Source organism: Saliterribacillus persicus, from assembly GCF_003337485.1.
GTDB lineage: Bacteria > Bacillota > Bacilli > Bacillales > Amphibacillaceae > Saliterribacillus > Saliterribacillus persicus.
In genome coordinates this window covers 136762-153806 of sequence record NZ_QPJJ01000007.1, presented here as the reverse complement: position 1 = coordinate 153806, position 17045 = coordinate 136762, and the positions used below count along the sequence as shown (strand labels likewise).

The 17045-nt window shown below is 34.9% G+C and carries 17 protein-coding genes and 1 pseudogene; 8 read left to right on the top strand and 10 right to left on the bottom strand.

Annotated elements, in window-relative coordinates; all coding sequences use genetic code 11:
- Positions 1 to 329 precede the first annotated feature (329 nt).
- Both DFR57_RS09875 and DFR57_RS09870 read right to left on the bottom strand, forming a co-directional pair.
- Positions 330 to 1301: a TIGR03943 family putative permease subunit gene (locus DFR57_RS09875; RefSeq protein WP_170132957.1), complete on the bottom strand. Its 972-nt coding sequence runs from the start codon at positions 1299 to 1301 to the stop codon at positions 330 to 332.
- A gap of 10 nt (positions 1302 to 1311) precedes the next feature.
- Entirely contained in the window at positions 1312 to 2322 is a 1011-nt protein-coding gene (locus tag DFR57_RS09870; protein ID WP_114352986.1) for a permease, read from the bottom strand.
- A 379-nt stretch (positions 2323 to 2701) separates the two neighbouring features.
- Here DFR57_RS09870 and DFR57_RS09865 point away from each other — a divergent pair.
- Together DFR57_RS09865 and DFR57_RS09860 are read left to right on the top strand one after the other, a co-directional pair.
- A pseudogene (locus DFR57_RS09865) lies at positions 2702 to 3754 on the top strand (iron-containing alcohol dehydrogenase family protein).
- Between the two features lie 202 nt (positions 3755 to 3956).
- A complete protein-coding gene (locus DFR57_RS09860; protein WP_114352985.1) occupies positions 3957 to 4541 on the top strand; it encodes a cell wall hydrolase in 585 nt (194 codons plus the stop codon).
- 30 nt (positions 4542 to 4571) lie between these two features.
- On the opposite strand, the gene DFR57_RS09855 is transcribed toward DFR57_RS09860, so the two are convergent.
- Entirely contained in the window at positions 4572 to 5249 is a 678-nt protein-coding gene (locus tag DFR57_RS09855; protein WP_245937436.1) for a DUF3298 and DUF4163 domain-containing protein, read from the bottom strand.
- Positions 5250 to 5469: 220 nt separating this feature from the next.
- Between DFR57_RS09855 and DFR57_RS09850 the strand changes: the two genes are divergently transcribed.
- The 4 genes from DFR57_RS09850 (at position 5470) to DFR57_RS09835 (ending at position 7920) form a co-directional block, all read left to right on the top strand.
- Positions 5470 to 5877, top strand: a complete 408-nt coding sequence (locus tag DFR57_RS09850; protein WP_425450964.1) for a GNAT family N-acetyltransferase — start codon at positions 5470 to 5472, stop codon at positions 5875 to 5877.
- 79 nt (positions 5878 to 5956) lie between these two features.
- On the top strand, positions 5957 to 6688 hold the full coding sequence (locus DFR57_RS09845) for an alpha/beta hydrolase (protein WP_114352983.1): 732 nt from the start codon (positions 5957 to 5959) through the stop codon (positions 6686 to 6688).
- A 3-nt stretch (positions 6689 to 6691) separates the two neighbouring features.
- Positions 6692 to 7114: a GNAT family N-acetyltransferase gene (locus tag DFR57_RS09840; protein WP_114352982.1), complete on the top strand. Its 423-nt coding sequence runs from the start codon at positions 6692 to 6694 to the stop codon at positions 7112 to 7114.
- A 128-nt stretch (positions 7115 to 7242) separates the two neighbouring features.
- A complete protein-coding gene (locus tag DFR57_RS09835) occupies positions 7243 to 7920 on the top strand; it encodes a YetF domain-containing protein (protein WP_114352981.1) in 678 nt (225 codons plus the stop codon).
- Positions 7921 to 8090: 170 nt separating this feature from the next.
- On the opposite strand, the gene DFR57_RS09830 is transcribed toward DFR57_RS09835, so the two are convergent.
- From DFR57_RS09830 to DFR57_RS09820, 3 genes are all read right to left on the bottom strand, one after another.
- Positions 8091 to 8396: a hypothetical protein gene (locus tag DFR57_RS09830; RefSeq protein WP_114352980.1), complete on the bottom strand. Its 306-nt coding sequence runs from the start codon at positions 8394 to 8396 to the stop codon at positions 8091 to 8093.
- A gap of 91 nt (positions 8397 to 8487) precedes the next feature.
- Positions 8488 to 8712 carry a hypothetical protein gene (locus DFR57_RS09825; protein WP_114352979.1) on the bottom strand — a complete coding sequence of 75 codons (225 nt, stop codon included), beginning with the start codon at positions 8710 to 8712 and terminating at the stop codon, positions 8488 to 8490.
- A 73-nt stretch (positions 8713 to 8785) separates the two neighbouring features.
- The gene (locus tag DFR57_RS09820; RefSeq protein WP_114352978.1) at positions 8786 to 9232 is read right to left on the bottom strand and encodes a CotO family spore coat protein; all 447 of its coding nucleotides are present in this window, start codon (positions 9230 to 9232) and stop codon (positions 8786 to 8788) included.
- Positions 9233 to 9401: 169 nt separating this feature from the next.
- Between DFR57_RS09820 and DFR57_RS09815 the strand changes: the two genes are divergently transcribed.
- Both DFR57_RS09815 and DFR57_RS09810 read left to right on the top strand, forming a co-directional pair.
- The gene (locus DFR57_RS09815) at positions 9402 to 9914 is read left to right on the top strand and encodes a CotY/CotZ family spore coat protein (protein ID WP_114352977.1); all 513 of its coding nucleotides are present in this window, start codon (positions 9402 to 9404) and stop codon (positions 9912 to 9914) included.
- A gap of 418 nt (positions 9915 to 10332) precedes the next feature.
- Positions 10333 to 11865: a glycine betaine uptake BCCT transporter gene (locus DFR57_RS09810; protein WP_114352976.1), complete on the top strand. Its 1533-nt coding sequence runs from the start codon at positions 10333 to 10335 to the stop codon at positions 11863 to 11865.
- Positions 11866 to 11926: 61 nt separating this feature from the next.
- Here DFR57_RS09810 and DFR57_RS09805 read toward each other — a convergent pair whose 3' ends face one another.
- The 4 genes from DFR57_RS09805 to mgtE form a co-directional block, all read right to left on the bottom strand.
- Complete coding sequence (locus DFR57_RS09805; protein WP_114352975.1) at positions 11927 to 12319, bottom strand: thiol-disulfide oxidoreductase DCC family protein; 393 nt, start codon at positions 12317 to 12319, stop codon at positions 11927 to 11929.
- A gap of 223 nt (positions 12320 to 12542) precedes the next feature.
- Positions 12543 to 13322 carry an enoyl-ACP reductase FabI gene (fabI, locus tag DFR57_RS09800; RefSeq protein WP_114352974.1) on the bottom strand — a complete coding sequence of 260 codons (780 nt, stop codon included), beginning with the start codon at positions 13320 to 13322 and terminating at the stop codon, positions 12543 to 12545.
- Between the two features lie 229 nt (positions 13323 to 13551).
- Positions 13552 to 15396, bottom strand: coding sequence for a monovalent cation:proton antiporter family protein (locus DFR57_RS09795; RefSeq protein ID WP_114352973.1), 1845 nt, complete (start codon positions 15394 to 15396; stop codon positions 13552 to 13554).
- An 18-nt stretch (positions 15397 to 15414) separates the two neighbouring features.
- Positions 15415 to 16779, bottom strand: a complete 1365-nt coding sequence (gene mgtE, locus DFR57_RS09790) for a magnesium transporter (RefSeq protein ID WP_114352972.1) — start codon at positions 16777 to 16779, stop codon at positions 15415 to 15417.
- Between the last annotated feature and the right edge of the window lie 266 nt (positions 16780 to 17045).

The following is a 17045-nucleotide window of genomic DNA, read 5'->3' as shown; positions in this document are numbered from 1 at the left end:
GAAAAAAACGTCAGAACGTTAATTTTATACGTTCTGACGTCTGAGGATACATTCCTATATTCCGAGTTTTTAGTGAACGCCTGTCAAGTAAGTAATGGACCAACTGAGCTACAGCATCAAAAAATAAAAACCGACAAAATTAAATATATGCAATTATTCCTCTTTTATTAATCTAATTTTTAAAGAGCGATTAACAATAAGTTTATTTTAGAACCTATATAATAATAGTTTCATTTTCTTTTTTAAACTTATAAATGGCTTCTCTCTATTTTGACTATTTAATGTAATGTAATTCTTAGAAACATCAATTGAATACTTCAATAATACTTTTACATAATCTCAACGGTTAATGGATAGAGATAGGGTTGATCCGATTCTTCTACTTCCTCCCACTCTGTTATCTCAATGACAGGTAACGGCGTTCCATTATAATCTTTGATTATAATCGTACCTGTTGCTTCTATCCATGTATCTTCTGTCAAAGCTGTTGCATCTTCAAACTCTGATAAGAATCCTAAAATTCCAGCATCAGCTACACAATGTGTAATTACAAATCTGCCAATAACTAATTGGTTAGCAGAAAAGTCATCTTCTCTAAAAACAAACCCTTTTAGTTTAATTTTTTTACCCTCAACTTTATGCATATTAATATTAATCATTTCGTAATACGTAGAATATAGAGATTCTGTCATTTCGATCGTTTCTGTATTGTACATTTCATTTTCTATTTTGGTATATTCTTCTTGTGAAATTGTATTGGAATATAAATTAGGATCTTCTGGATTATCATTAGTTGGTGGTACTTCCTCTGTCATAGCTGATTCGTTATCGGGAAGACTTGATTCATCGCCGATAATAGTCGGATCATCTTCTATCACTTCTAATGGTAGACCCTCTTCTTCACTGCTCATCGCATTATTTGTTATGGCTAACATTCCACCTTTTTTTAGTGCAATAGAAGCGTCTAAAGTAGATGGAGGAAACACAAATCCCGTAAACAAAGGGAGAAGTATGATGGAATATGATATTACCTTCTTAAAATTAAAAGCCGTGTACCCATGATCATGATGATGGTCATCGTGATCTTGACAATTTTCATGCTCGTGATGTGCATGTCCCCATACACGCTGAAGCTGCACAAAAAACAAGATAAGAAAAATTGCTGCACCAAAAAGACTTAAAAGTTCATATTTCGGATTAATAAATTTCAATAAGTCACCTGTGAAATGCAATTTTAAAATAAAGATAACAAACAGTAATAAGATGGCTGCTCGAAAAGCTTGTTGATAATAAAACTTCATCATTTCCCTCCTAATAAAGACCTTGAACAAGAAGTAAAAAGCTAAAGACAATAGTGGTTACAATAAATAGAAAGATAAAAACAAATTTCGTTTTAAATACACTTAGCATCATCATTGTATTTTTCAAATCGATCATAGGACCATAGATGAGAAAACCAAGAATTGCAGTAGTAGGAAATAAGTTTTTGAAAGAAGCTGCAATAAACGCATCCGCTTCTGAACATAAGGATAAAAGGTATGCTAATCCCATCATTACTGCGGTAGATGACGCAATTTTATCCCCACCAATAGCAACTAATGCTCCTGAGGATACATAAGTTTGTACAAATGCAGCAAATAAACAACCGACAATCAAGTATTTCCCCATATCAAAAAATTCATCTACTGAATGTGTAAGTACGTTAAAAATCTTTTTTGAAAATCCTTTAGAGCCTGAATTATGTATGTGATCACTACCTGAAGGAACAAATTGATCTGTCTTCAATTGACTCGTATTGTAAAAAAAGCTGATCAATAAAGCTATTATCATCGCAATGATAAATCCTAATACCATACGTGATATCGCTATATTCAAATTATTCCCAAACGCCATATACGTGGATAAAATAACGATAGGATTAATTAATGGTCCAGTAAGAAGAAAGCCGATCCCTGCATAAATAGGCACGCCTTTTCTTAATAATCTTCTAACAATCGGAACAATTCCACATTCACATGCAGGAAAACATGCACCTACCACACAGCTCATTGTAACTGCCATAAATCTATTTTTCGGTATCCAGCGTTTGATGTGTTCCTCTGTTATGAAGATTTGAATGAGACCGGCTATTACTACACCGATTAAGACAAAAGGAATTGCCTCTATTAATATACTTAAGAATATCGTATTCATATTATAAATAGAAGCAGGTAAATCTATCATCGATTGAATTAATTCACTAGAAGTAATAAGAAGAAAAGCAACGCCTAGTAATAAAATGGCAGTAAAATCTATAAATGTAGACCGATATCGATGACTCATAGCTATCCTCCAACTCTGTTAGATTAATAGATTACTTATTTTAATAGATGTTTTTTTGCTTGAGAAGGTAGATCAAACTCAATTATTAAAATAGTGGATGATTGTTTTAAAATCATTCTATAATTGTAAAAAACATTATACATAAATCGTAATCATTATTATTTACTCTTTATACTTCGTTTACTATACTTGAAAAAATGACGAAACGTCAAGAGTAATTTGTATTAAACTTGGTTAATACTAAGATACTTATCACACATAAATTAATTTAAACCCCTCTCACTAATTAATATTACTATTGTAGTTATTTATTCCAATCTAAGTTTCCGAGTGGTACGATATCCCCATAAGCATTTGACTAAAAAGGAGTTTAGTAATTATGTCACTTCCAATATCCAATATCCCCATTCCTGCAATATTAGAAATTAGAGAAAATGTTATCCAAGATTTAGAAAAAATACTAATAAAGCATCAATTTAAGCGAGTGGGGGTATTATTTGATTCCTTCACTTTTGAGCATTATAAAATTAAAGTAGAGTCAAGCTGTACGTCAGTAAAAATTACTACATATGAAATGCAGGCAGATCTTGATATTCATGCATTGACCGATTTCGCTTTCGACTTAGAGCGGTATGACGCGATTGTAGCGATTGGTGGAGGTGCTATTATTGATTACGGTAAATATATCGCACACATTAGAAGAGTACCCTTTATCAGTATGCCTACTTCAGCTTCCAACGATGGATTTGCAAGTAGTAACTGCTCCTTAATTATTAACGAAAAAAAGACCACTGTACCTGCCAAAATTCCCTATGGGATTATTGCTGATCTATCTATTATTAAAAATGCACCTACCTCCATGTTACTAGCAGGCGTTGGTGATTTAATGTCAAACATTACAGCCTTATATGATTGGGATTTTGAAGAAAAGCATGGGGTGGCTACGGTAAATCACTTTGCAGCAATGCTAAGTAAAAAGGCTGTAAATAGTTTTATCCGAACACCGATGGAAGATTTAACCCGTCCTATTTTCCTTAAAGAGCTTGTTAGTTCCTTAACCATGGGTGGGATCGCAACTGTCATAAGTGGAAACAGTGCTCCTATTAGTGGTTCAGAGCACTTAATATCACACGCTTTAGATAAGCATGCAGAAAAGCCTCAAATGCATGGGCTTCAGGTGGGTATTGCCACTTATATTATGGCAAATGTTCAAAATCATCGTGCGGAAAGAATGATGTAGGTATTTAAACGAACAGGATTTTTTGATTATGCGATGGAATGTTCTTTCAAGAGGCAAGATTTTGAACAAGCGATATCTATTGCACCATCTATTAAACCAAATCGTTACACTTATTTGCATGACTCAAATTACCAAGAGCAAGCAAATGATTTTGTGCAGACAGATACGGTCCTGAGGGAAATCTTGGGTTAAACATGACAAGATGATAACAAATGTCATATTTCAGGTTATATTTGGTGTGGGTGGTCGATCTTGGTCACTGTCTTTTCATTGGTTAAATTTTCTGTCCTTAGTCCTGTAAACACTTTTTATAATTGGAAAATATAGCTTGCTGAAGCTTTATGTTACAACTGCTAACCTATTCCTTAGAAACTATTATTAGGAGGTTAGTTTAATGAAAAATCGTTTTGGATTTATTTTAGGTTTATTTCTCTTAGTTGGTATTTTGATTTCACCCGCAGAAGCTGATGCTTATACAGTAAAATCAGGTGATTCCTTATGGAAAATTGCAGCGTCGAAGAATGTATCTGTCAACAGTCTAAAAAGTCTAAATGGAAATAGTAACCTTATTTATCCAGGTGAGGTATTAACACTTCCTACAGCAATCTCTGAAAATGATAAAGCACTTATCGCTCGTCTTGTACACGCTGAAGCAAAAGGAGAACCATATGCTGGGAAAGTTGCCGTAGCCACCGTTATTTTAAATAGAGTGGATCATGCAGATTTCCCTAATACCGTTCGCGGGGTGGTATATGAAACCTATAACAATGGAGTACATTATGCTTTCAGTCCTGTTAAAAACGGAGAAATTAATCGAAGTGCGAATGCTGAAACGAAGCGAGCAGTCGAGGAAGCTATTGCTTTTAGAGGACAAGGACAAGGGTCCATTTATTTTTACAACCCGAGTACGTCCATTAATGAATGGATTTTTAGCCGCGAGATCACGATCACAATTGGTAATCATCGTTTCGCAAAATAGATTTTAAGAAAAAGGAGCCTAGCATTGCTGTTAGGCTCCTTCCGTTATTTCTTTTGGTAAAGTTATTTCTTGATTACCTGAGACATAAGGAGCAATCTCATATTGTTGAAAGACCAATGTTATGCTGTCTTCCGTAAAAAAGAAAGCCGTATCTTTCGTTAGCCCTATATCTTCTTTTTTTAAATCTGGATAAAAAATCTCAGGGCGATCTAAAGCATATTTCCAGACATAATCAGTAGCCGCTTCTATTTGTTCTTCAGTAGTTAATATATCTGTTAAATAAATTCGCTTGTCATATTTTTCATCATAGTTGAAGGATTCAACGATTGTATTCCCATGTGCTCCTCCACTAAACATATAGTTACTAGTAAGGATACTAAGCTTCCCTTGTTGATTATATTTCACTTCGTATGCCGCCTGGTAATCTGCTGGGAATCCATTCTTCTTTCCTTCTCTTTTATTTTCTTTATAAGAAGTATAGGATGCCTTTGCATAAGTCTTAAAATCTTTATTGATTTTTTTCTCCAGGTCTTTATTTTCCATCTCCGAAACCTGTGGATATGGTAGTTCTTTTTTATCCTTAAACAAGAATTGGGTTACTGTTGCTGTTTGTTTTGAAGAGGTATTTTCTGTTGCAGCTAATTGTATAAATAGCGCGAAAAAAGCTATTAAACCGATCATCGATATGATAAGTCCCTTCACTCTCACCTGATCACTTCCTTTGCTCTTAGTTAAGCGTAGTGTGTCCTACTTTTTCCATATTATTTAAACTATTCAAAATTAAAATGATATAATTTCATTAGAAAAACTCTAGTGCGCTTGTCCTCTAGCAAGTGGTTTAGTTTTTCTTATACTGTACGTTAACTTTCACCTCAGTCGATTAGACTTCTGGGTGAAAAAATTATTTCTTAATGTATAAAAAAAGAAGGTGGATCAATTGGAATGGGAAAAAGAAACATATGTAATTAGTGATGAAAAGGATAAAATCGACTTAGAAAAAGTGCATCAATTATTAAGTCAAACCTATTGGGCAAAGGATAGAACATTGACTACCATTAGAAAAAGCATGAAGCATTCGGTCGTGTTCGGTGTTTATGATAAAAATCAGCAGATTGGCTTCGGCCGCGTGGTGAGTGATTATACTGTCTTTTCATGGCTCTTGGATGTAGTGATCGACCCCAGTTATCAGGGAAAAGAAATAGGCTCTTGGCTTGTAAAATGCATCTTAAACCATCCAGAATTAAAGGAAACTAAATTTGCACTCGCAACAAAGGATGCTCATGCTTTTTATGAAAAATTTAATTTTGAAACAGACACATGTATGCGTCGAAAATAGTAAGCATATTCCACTATACGCGCTTCTAAATTGTGATAAACTATAATGACGAAATTTGTCTATTTATTGGGGTGAATATATGGGGAGAAAAGGTAAAATGGGAGATGCACGAATTAACAGTGATTATCTTCAAGAAGAGGTTGAAATAAAATGGTATTTACCAGAGACCTTTACACCGTTAAAGGATTATTATGTATGTATTATGCAAGATGGAAATGATTATTTACAAATGGGACGAGTCGCAACCTTAAGTGATGAGTTACAAGAAGAAATGCTGATTGAGCCAACTATTTTTGTAGGTATTCATTATCAGAATAAATTTGATCGTCAAGAAAAATATCATCCAAATGGAGAAAAACAAGAGGCCTATATTAAATTTCTTGTCTGTGAAGTTTTACCTTTTTTAGAAGAAGAATTACACATTCAAACATTGCCTGCTCATCGTGCTTTAATGGGTGATTCTTTGGCTGGTACACTTGCTCTTATGGTTGCAATGCGTTATCCGAATACATTTGGCAAAGTAATCATGCAATCGCCATTTGTAAATGAAACCGTAGAACACGCCGTCCATAATTGCGAAGATTTGGATAAATTAACGATCTTTCATAGCATAAACGAAGCAGAAACTGCGGTGACGGTTACATCTGGTGAGACGCTCGATTTTTTAAAACCAAATAGAGAGTTATCCAAGATATTAGCAGAAAAAGTAGATCATTACACGTACAAAGAGTATGCGGGAGAGCACACTTGGAAATATTGGCAACGGGATTTACGAGAAATATTAATTAGTGTGTTCGGGGAGGAATTTTAAGACATGGATATTAAAATCGTTGAAGATAAAAAGCAAATGGATGATGCTTACCACGTTAGATGTACAGTTTTTGTAGAAGAACAAAAGGTTCCACAAGAATTAGAAATTGATGAACTGGAACAGGAGTCCATCCACTTTATCGGCTATGAGGGAGCATTACCTATAGCCGCTTCTAGAATTCGTTTAGTAGAGGATTACGGAAAGCTTGAAAGAGTTTGTGTGTTAAAAACACACCGCGGGAAACAATATGGAAAACAAATCATTCAATTCATGGAAGACTACGCGAGAGAACGTGGTTATCTAAAATCGAAGCTAAATGGACAAACGCACGCAGAGGGCTTTTATCAAAGTCTTGGTTACCATACTATCTCTGAAGAATTTATGGATGCGGGCATTCCACACGTTACCATGATAAAAGACTTATAACTGTTTTTAATGCTATCTAACAAAGGTTAGGTAGCATTATTACTTTTATTAAAATCAAAATAAGTGCATGAATCATATGCTTTTTGTACATGCTTATAAAAGAGCTTGTGCAGGAGGTTCGTTTATTTATGGATAATTTCGGTTCGATATTCATTGAGACTATATTTGGTTTTTCCTTGTTGTTTATACTGACAAAAGTCCTTGGTAAAACTCAAATTAGACAGCTCACAGCTTTTGATTTTATTTCTGCATTAATATTGGGAGAGCTTGTTGGGAATGCATTATATGATGATGAAGTCGGAATTGGCCAAATTGGCTTCGCTATCTTATTATGGGGAATTCTACTTTATATTACAGAAAAAACCACACAAAAATTCAAGCGAACAAGATCTTTCTTAGAGGGTAAACCTGCTATTGTTATACACAAAGGTCAACTAGAACGAGAAGTGATGAAAAAAAATAATCTAGACATGAATCAACTTTTACATTTACTACGATCTAAGGATGTTTTTACTGTACAAGAAGTCGATTACGCTATTTTGGAATCTGATGGTACCGTCTCTGTTCTTAAAAAAACAGAAGCACAGACTATTACGAGAGAAGATATGCAACTTCAACCTGAAGAAGTTAATCTACCATTTATGCTTATCAATGACGGAGAAGTCATCGAAGATAACCTGAAAGAAATTGGTCGAGACATGAATTGGTTAGAAAAAGAATTAAAAAAGCAGTCTGTGTCATCCGTGAAGGATATATTTTACGCGGAATACGAAAGGGAAAATTCACTATACATTCAAAAGTATTAAGTATGCTAGAGCTTCCTTTTTGATCTTCTTTTACCTTTATAGAATAGGTTATAGGAAGATTTGGATCAGTTAGGATGCATATTCACTTTCATCATGTATTAAATACGTAAAAAGATGCCATTTTAGTCGTTATGTAGACTTTTAATGGCATCTTTTTTAATATGTGGGTGTTACACCTCTGCTTTGAAAAATTGGCCTTTTCCAGTTATTTCAGAGAAAACTTTTTCACGCACTGGTTCTAATATATCGGCTTCTTTTTTTATTGCTACATATGATGTAACCTGTCTTTTTTGTTCCGATTCTCTACGATGCTCGTTATCCTGACGATTGTCGGCAACTCTTTCCTCATCGTTATAGGGTTGTTGATGTGGAATAGGGTAAAGACGTTCGATTGGAAATGGGTCACGAGCAGGTTGTGAAACGCGTTGTTGATATTGTTGGTATTGGTAATTTTCTACCGGTATAATATATCCCATTACAATCCCTCCCATTTTCCTTTCTTTTTATTCTATACCCATATATTCGCCATACTAACCCTTTTTCTGTCCGTTTTTTGAAAATTAAAGATTATAACCAAGAAAAAGGACGATGATCTTTATCATCTGATTCATTTTTTCCTTCATGCTTTTCCTTTCGTTCTGACCTTTCTTCGCTTTCTTCTTTTACAGCATGATGATCTCGCTTCCCTCCAAAAAGAGGATCTCTTCGTCCAAGAGTCGATTCCACCCGAACGTTTTCTGCCTTTATAATTAAATCTTTTACATGTATTATTTTCGGTTCTTTTTCAGACATGATGCACTTTCACCCCTTTCTGCATGCAATTTCTTTATAATATATGCGTCTATAGGTAATTGGTGTATTTTAATCACAAACCATAAAGTTTTATATCTTTTATATCGATTTCTTTTATTGGAATGGTTTTAGCTTTATTAGGAGTCTGTAGGACAACAAATTCGTCACTTCTTTTTATTAAATATCCCTTATATATTTTTTCATCGGTAGTAATTTCACAAGGAGGCTTAGGTACGTGAAATGGCATATCAAGAAAATGATTAATTTTCTCTTCAAGACTAAAATCCTTGAATCTTCTTTTTTCAACTTTTTTTGTCGGTGGATCTTCCTCTACCAGCTCTAGATTTTTTTCACTGATTTCGGAACTTTTTGCTTCCTCGCTACTTTCTTTTTTGGTCTTTGGGCGTTTTGTTATTATCCGATCTTTAAAAATGGTCTGCATTTCGGGATCTTGATAAGGTAATCTTGGCTGATCTATATATAATAACGGCTTAGCTTGACGATTAATATCTATGTTCAAAACAACCACTCCTTTCCACTCTTTATAGCAATACTATATGACAGTAAAGAAAAGATGTGCCCATTTTAATAAATTAAATTACTTACCCAAGACAAACGTCCATGCACTATAAAGGTTTCTTCATAAAGTAAAGTGTCAGAGAAATTATTCAAAGGGAGTGTAGTAAATAATGGGAAGAAATCATGAAACAGGTAATGCAGTAGCAGGTTGTAGTGGTGGTAAGTTTACCGATAATTGCGTGTGTGATGTTGTAAGAGCAATCGCAAACGCACAAGACGATGTGGTGGACCAACATTGTGATACGAGTTGTGCACAATCCATTCGCAGTTTAGTATCCCCAATAACAGCGAACAATTTAGATACTGTACCATTTATTTTGTATTCAAAAAATCTTAAACCATTCCAAGCGTATGGTGCAGAAGTTAGCACACAAGGTGGCGGACCAGCTCGATTTGATTGTGTTAGAAGCTTTATCTTCCGTGTAAATGAAATAGGCGAAGACGATTGCTGTGCTGTTTTAGAACTACTAACATTTAATGGTGAAGGTAGCGGATGTGACGATCCTTGTGATCAGATCGATAACGAACAAGTGAACGATCTTGAACGCACTGGTATTTGCATCACTGTAGACCTTTCCTGCTTCTGTGCTATCACATGTTTACCAGCTGTATCTGTATTATAATTTTTCAGAAGAAAGAGCTCTATCTTGTTTAAAACAAGGTAGAGTTTTTTTATTGTCAAAGATTAAAGCAGACAGCAGTGAATAATTAATTCATGCATTAGCCATATTTCCTCTTCGTCATCTCCCCTTAAATGCCTCAAAATAAACCTTTTAGAAGTTGTAATACTAAAGCTTAGCTTGATTTAAACTTCTCTAGGTTGATAAAGCTTTAATGCGTTACTGAACAGTAAATGAACTATACAATATAGCTATTGCGCATTTTTCCTGTTGAACGAGTTGAGTTTAAAGGCTTGATTAAGCAGACTAGCTCTGATAAACTTTTTAACGTTGTCCTAAAATCGCACGTTTCGCCATGTATGTTTTTAGGCAAGTAGGGTATATGTAAATAGTACTTAACAAAAATAGAAAGGATGATTGGATGAATAAGGTAACACGGGTATTTTATATTTCGCTCGCAATCTCGATCTTATTTATTGCCTGGGGTCTTATATCGGAAGATGTATTGCCTGATTGGAATTTAGATGCTGTTACATCTTTAATTCAAGGCTTTTTAGTAACACGTTTTGGATGGTTTTATTTACTCGTAACTACAGGATTTTTAATTTTTGCTATCTTTTTAATTGTATCGAAGTACGGGAATATTGTTTTAGGAAAAGATGGAGACAAGCCTGATTATAACTATTTAACATGGTTTGGTATGTTATTTAGTGCTGGAATGGGTATTGGACTAGTATTCTGGGGGGCAGCTGAACCAATTTGGCACTTATTCGACCCACCATATACCTCTGGATCTGATTCACAAGCAGCTCGAGTAGCAATGCAGTACAGTTTCTTCCACTGGGGCTTTCACCCATGGGCTGTTTATGCAACACTTGCGCTATCTCTAGCGTACTTCCAGTTTAGAAAAGGCGAGCCTGGTCTAATAAGTAGCACTCTGAAACCATTATACGGAAATAAAATGAATGGTGGATTTGGTACAGTAATTAATGTTATAGCAGTATTTGCTACTGTATTTGGGGTTGCTACTTCGCTTGGTCTTGGTGCACAGCAAATTGCTAGTGGGCTAGATTTTATAAGTGGAAGTATTACAAATAATATCGGTACACAATTGGTTATCATTTTAATTGTAACTATATTGTACATGCTTTCTGCCTTAACAGGGTTAAATCGAGGAATTAAATACCTAAGTACAACGAATATTGTACTTGCAATTTTACTAATGTTTTTCTTGTTATTTACAGGACCAACAAATTTCATCATGAATTTCTTCACGACAACACTTGGTAGCTATATTTCTAACTTGCCTGAAATGAGCTTCCGTATGGCTCCTTTCAACGAAAATAATGCTAGTTGGTTACAAGGATGGACAATCTTCTATTGGGCTTGGTGGATTGCATGGGCACCATTCGTAGGTATGTTCATTGCTCGTGTATCACGTGGCCGAACAGTACGTGAATTTGTCGTTGGTGTTTTACTTGTGCCAACACTTTTCGGAGCACTTTGGTTCTCTGTATTTGGTGGATCAGCAATTTCTCTTCAATTAAATGATGGAATAGATATCTATAAGGTGATGAATGAAGCTGGCTCAGAAGCAGCCTTATTTACGGTATTGGAGAATTTCCCACTATCTACTATTATGTCTGTTTTAGCTATACTGTTAATCAGTACATTCTTCATTACATCTGCTGACTCTGCTACATTTGTTTTAGGTATGCAAACTACAAATGGTAGCCTAAATCCAGATATTAAAGTAAAAGTTGTTTGGGGTGTAGTACAGTCTGGAACTGCAGCTGTTTTATTATGGCAAGGTGGATTAACCGCTCTGCAGACAGCTTCGATTATTGCCGCCTTCCCATTTGCGATTATTATGATTATGGTTGTATTCTCGCTTATGAAGGCCTTCAAAGAAGAAGCGAAAATCTATTCTTTAAAACGTCAAAAACGTAATTAATTCTATACTAGTTAAAAAAATGCCACTCTATTTTCAAGGTAGAGTGGCATTTTTTATATTATTAATCCAGAAATCGCTCTTTGTCTTTTGGGTTCGGGAGCATGCAAGTGTCTCTTTTTCCAAACCATTTATATCGATTAGCAGCTATCCATTCATATATTTTATTTCTAATTGGTCGAGGAATAACAATAGCTGCATATAAAAATGCGTATGGTTTTATCAACTCTTTTGAGATTTTCAAGGCTGCAGTCGATTGATAAAATACTTGGTCATCCTTAATCAATACGATACTATCTATATTATTGGAAAGATGATATTTTTCTTTTAAATGCTCTCCAGTACTACTTTGTAAGGAGGCAAATTTAAATTTTCTTTCAGGATCTCGTTTTATAATAAATTGGACACTTTGATTACATAAATTACAAACCCCATCAAATAAAACAATATAAGCCACATCTTCACCTTCTTTAATCATGAATGTTTGCTATAGTATACCACAGCTAAATCAGTGTTAACACAAACTCTACTCTAAGAATAGGCATTCCTCTTTCAATATAAAAAACAAATGCTTACCAACACTTTAGAAAGTGGCTAGAGCGATAGTGTGAATATCATTGTGCATTATTTAATAATCAGAAAAAAACAGCCAAACTCGAAGAATGGCTGTTTTCCTTATATTAAGATAATCCTAATATATTGTATCCTGAGTCGACGTGGATAATTTCACCTGTAACACCACGTGATAAGTCACTTAGTAAGTAATAAGCTGTATCTCCTACTTCTTCCTGTGTTACCGTACGACGTAATGGAGCATCCGCTTCGATTTTTTTCAAAATCGTTGAAAATTCGCCTACCCCTTTAGCAGAAAGTGTACGAATTGGACCAGCTGAAATTGCATTAACACGAATAGCATCTTTTCCAAGATCATTTGCTAAATACTTCATCGTAGCATCTAAGCTAGCTTTGGCTACTCCCATTACGTTATAATTCTTCACCACTCGCTCACCACCAAGGTAAGTTAACGTTACAATTCCTCCACCTTCTGTCATTAATGGAGCAGCGGCTCTTGCAACAGATACGAGGGAATACGCACTAATATTGTGCGCTAGTAAATAACCGTCACGACTAGTATCTACAAATTCTCCTTGTAAATCTTCTTTCTTAGCAAAAGCAATACAATGCGCTAAACCATGAATGGTTCCTACATCATTTTTAATATCTTCAAATGTTTTTGTTACCGCATCATCATCTGTTACATCACATTCGTAAAATAAAGAAGTATCATCTTCTAAAGTATCTGCTAACTCTCTAACTGATTTTTCAAAACGTTCACTTGCATATGTGAAAACTAGACGTGCTCCAGCAGCGTGTAGTGAACGGGCAATCCCCCATGCTATACTACGTTTATTAGCTACTCCCATAACAACATACGTACGACCTTTTAATGAAAAATTCAATAGATAAACCTCCTAAGGTTAAAATCATTTTTTATACCTTGTTCTTAGTACCTGATACTATTTTATATCATATAGACTAAAATCTCAATCTTTTATTAGAAAAACTTGGCTTATTACCAAGTCTTTGTGCAGAACCCTTAGTTTTACTAATATTAGTGTCCGTTAAATTTCCATCTTTGCCTATAGTGATAAAAAACTGCTAGGAATTGTATCCCCTAGCAGCTTTTCATTACACGAATTCAAGTAACGATTGCAACTCATCTACATACTCATGTGATCCTGTCACAATTAAACGATCCCCTAACCGTAATTCCGTATCACCATGAGGAACAATAGAATCCTTTCCACGGAAAATTCTTACCATAATTACATCACCTGTAAATGGAAACTTACGAATGAACATACCATCATAGTGTGCATTGTTCATTTTAATTTCATACAAGGCACTTTCTTGCTGCGTTAAAATATTAATGACATGTGGAGATTCGATTAAAGCTTTTAATAATGTTTTGGTAGATAATAATACCGAAAACACATCTACTCCAAGGGTTTTTAAACGCTGGTCAATCTCCGGACTTTCAATACGGGCTATCACACGGGTAACGCCTATTTTCTTCGCATAGGTTGCAATTTCTTCGTTCTTTTCTTCATTGCCAGTAGAAACCACTACAATATCATTAGCAAATACACCCGCAGCCTTTAATGTAGATAGCTGATAATCGGGCACTTCCCTTATATCAAAAACAGATCGCGTACTCGATTTATCAATATTTTCTTGGGTTGTATGGTAAAGATGTGCTTCAAAATCCTTTGGATCTAATTCACGGACCACAGGAATTGTAGCCTGGTTTGTTCCGATAAAGGAAACAGACTGTTGATAATCCTCTTCTTTTTTGTGCACATATAATTTTTTGAAAAAAGGTGGTGTAATTAAACAAGACAATACTGCGACTAACACGAGTGCACCATGCATATTACTAGTGATGACGCCTATTCGCTCACCAATAGTCGCAGCTGCTATCACTAACGAGAGTGTAGAAGTCAATAGCATACTTGCTGCTAGGGTAGTTTTTTTATCATACCACTTTAGTAATATTGCTACTGGAATTACTTTTGAAATCAGTAAAGCAATAAAAAGAAGCGGTATTAATGTTAGTACCATTGGGTCTTGGAATAAAGACCATAAATCGAGCTCCACTCCTACCATAACGAAAAATATTGGTATTAAGAAGCCATAGCCAAAGCTATCTAACTTTTGGACAAGCTCTTGATTTGGTGAAAGCAACGAGACTAATGCTCCAGCTAAAAAGGCACCTAGAATATTTTCCGCACCCACGGATTCTGAAAGTGCAACTAAAAAAATAATTAACGTAAATACTGCTCGCGTGCCAATCTGAATGGTCCCTTTTGACATTGTTTCAATAAAGGACTGGTTTCTATAATGCTTACCGATGAAATACAAAATGATCCCTGCTGCAAATAGAATTAATAATAACCACATATTCCCTGCTTCTTCCCCGTAAAAGGAGACAAATACAGCAAGTAAAATCATGGTAACTAAATCTGCGATCACTGCAATTAAAAGAATAGTCTGACCAATCGTAGATCGCATGGCATTTGATTCTTTTAATGTAGGTACAACAACTCCTAACGAAATTGTTGAGATGATGAGTGTCATTAAGAACACATTATCAATAAAACCTGTCAACACAAATAAATAGGATAATAAAAAGGATAGTATTAAAATCCCCACAAACACTAAGCTAGCAATAAGCACAGGGCTTGGCATTTTTGTCGTTATCTTTTTACCTTTATTTTTCTTAGAAAATATCGAAAAATCTATTTCTAAACCACTAAGAAACATAAGAAAAATGAAGCCTAGTGTGGATAATGTTTCTAACCAATTGCTTTCATCGACCAAATTAAAACCACTATGCCCTATAATCAGCCCAATAATAATTTCTGCTACGACCACAGGAATCATTTTAAGGCGTAGACGGTGCATAATAATTGGTGTCAAAAAAGCTGCGATAATAACAATAACGAGTGAACTAACTGACTCTGCGTGCTCCATCTTTCTTTCCCCCTTACATTAAATCAAAAAATTCATAAAAGCTGTTGCTAAACCGAAATAAATTAATATCGAGATGATATCATTCAAGGTTGTTATAAACGGTCCAGAAGCTACTGCTGGATCAATTTTTAACCGGTGCATAATAAGAGGGACAAAAGCTCCAGCTGTCGTCGCTACGATTAAAGTAGCCATAATCGACAAACCTACTAAAATACCAAGATAAATATCTTCGTACCAAAAAGCAATAATAAGCGTAATCAAAATCCCACAAATCGTACCTGTTATGAGGCCGGTTTTTGCCTCTTGCTTAATAATAGAAAAGTTACTCCTTTTCCCTGAATCACCAGTAGAAATATTACGAACTGCCACAGCAAGTGCTTGTGTACCGGTATTCCCTGCCATTCCGGCAATTAGTGGAATGAAAACCGCTAAAAGTGCTACTTTATCTAAGGTTTCTTCAAACCTGCCAATAATACTTGCCGTAAACATCCCCAAAAACAATAGAATTACAAGCCATGGTAACCTCTTTTTCGCTGAAGAAAATGCTGTTTCTCCTTCTTTTTCTAACTCTGAGATACCAGCTAATTTGGAGTAGTCATCATTTGCTTCTTCTTCCATAACATCCATAATATCATCAACGGTAATAATACCGAGCAAATGGTTTTGAAAATCAACTACAGGTAACGCCAAGAAATCATAATCACGCATCATTCGAGCTATATCCTCTTGGTCTTCTCCTACAGGAACCGAAACTACACGTTCACTCATGACATCCAAAATAAGAAAATCGCCTTCTGCAATAATTAAATCACGTAAGGATATAACACCTACAAGCTTTTTATCTACATCAATTACATACAAGTAGTAAATCGTTTCTGCTTCTGGTGCTTCTTTTCTCAAATGACGCATTGCTTCTTTTACAGTCATCGTTTCTTGAATGACAACAAACTCTGTCGTCATAATACTACCAGCAGTCTTTTCTTCATAATGAAGTAATTCTTTAATTTCTTCCGCTTCTTCTTTTTCCATTATTGTTAAAAAACTTGCAACTTTATTCTTGTCTAATTCGTTTAATATATCGACAGCATCATCCGTTGACATGTCTTCTAAAACTTTTGCTGCATATGCAGGAACCATTTCTGTAATGAACGTAGAAACAAGTTCAAAGTCAACATTTTCCATAACTTCTGCCATCTCTTCAGGTGATAAATACGTATAAATAAGAAAGCGGATCTCTTCGTCTTGTTCTTCAAATATTTTCGCTTGATCATAGGGATGCATTTCTAAAAATTCAGCTCTAAATTGATCTATTTGCTCATTTACTAAGGCGGTTTGGATTTTCTTCCATTCTTCCAGTCGTTGCTTTTCATTTAAATGTTCCATACCAGACGCCTCCTGTCTTTCTATAATTTATAATAAGCTTTCATACAACTGGACTAATTCGCTTTAATAAGTTGTATGTCCAGCTAGAAATTTGATATAAGAATATTAGCTGATTATTTATTTTAACTGGAAACTAAAAAATAGTACAATATTTTCATTTCTAAATTGGTCACTAATACTCTATACTAGGAATAGTGAAATTTTTATCGAAAATGATAGCCTTATAGCTTTCCATACATTTATCATACAACTATCAACCAGTAAAA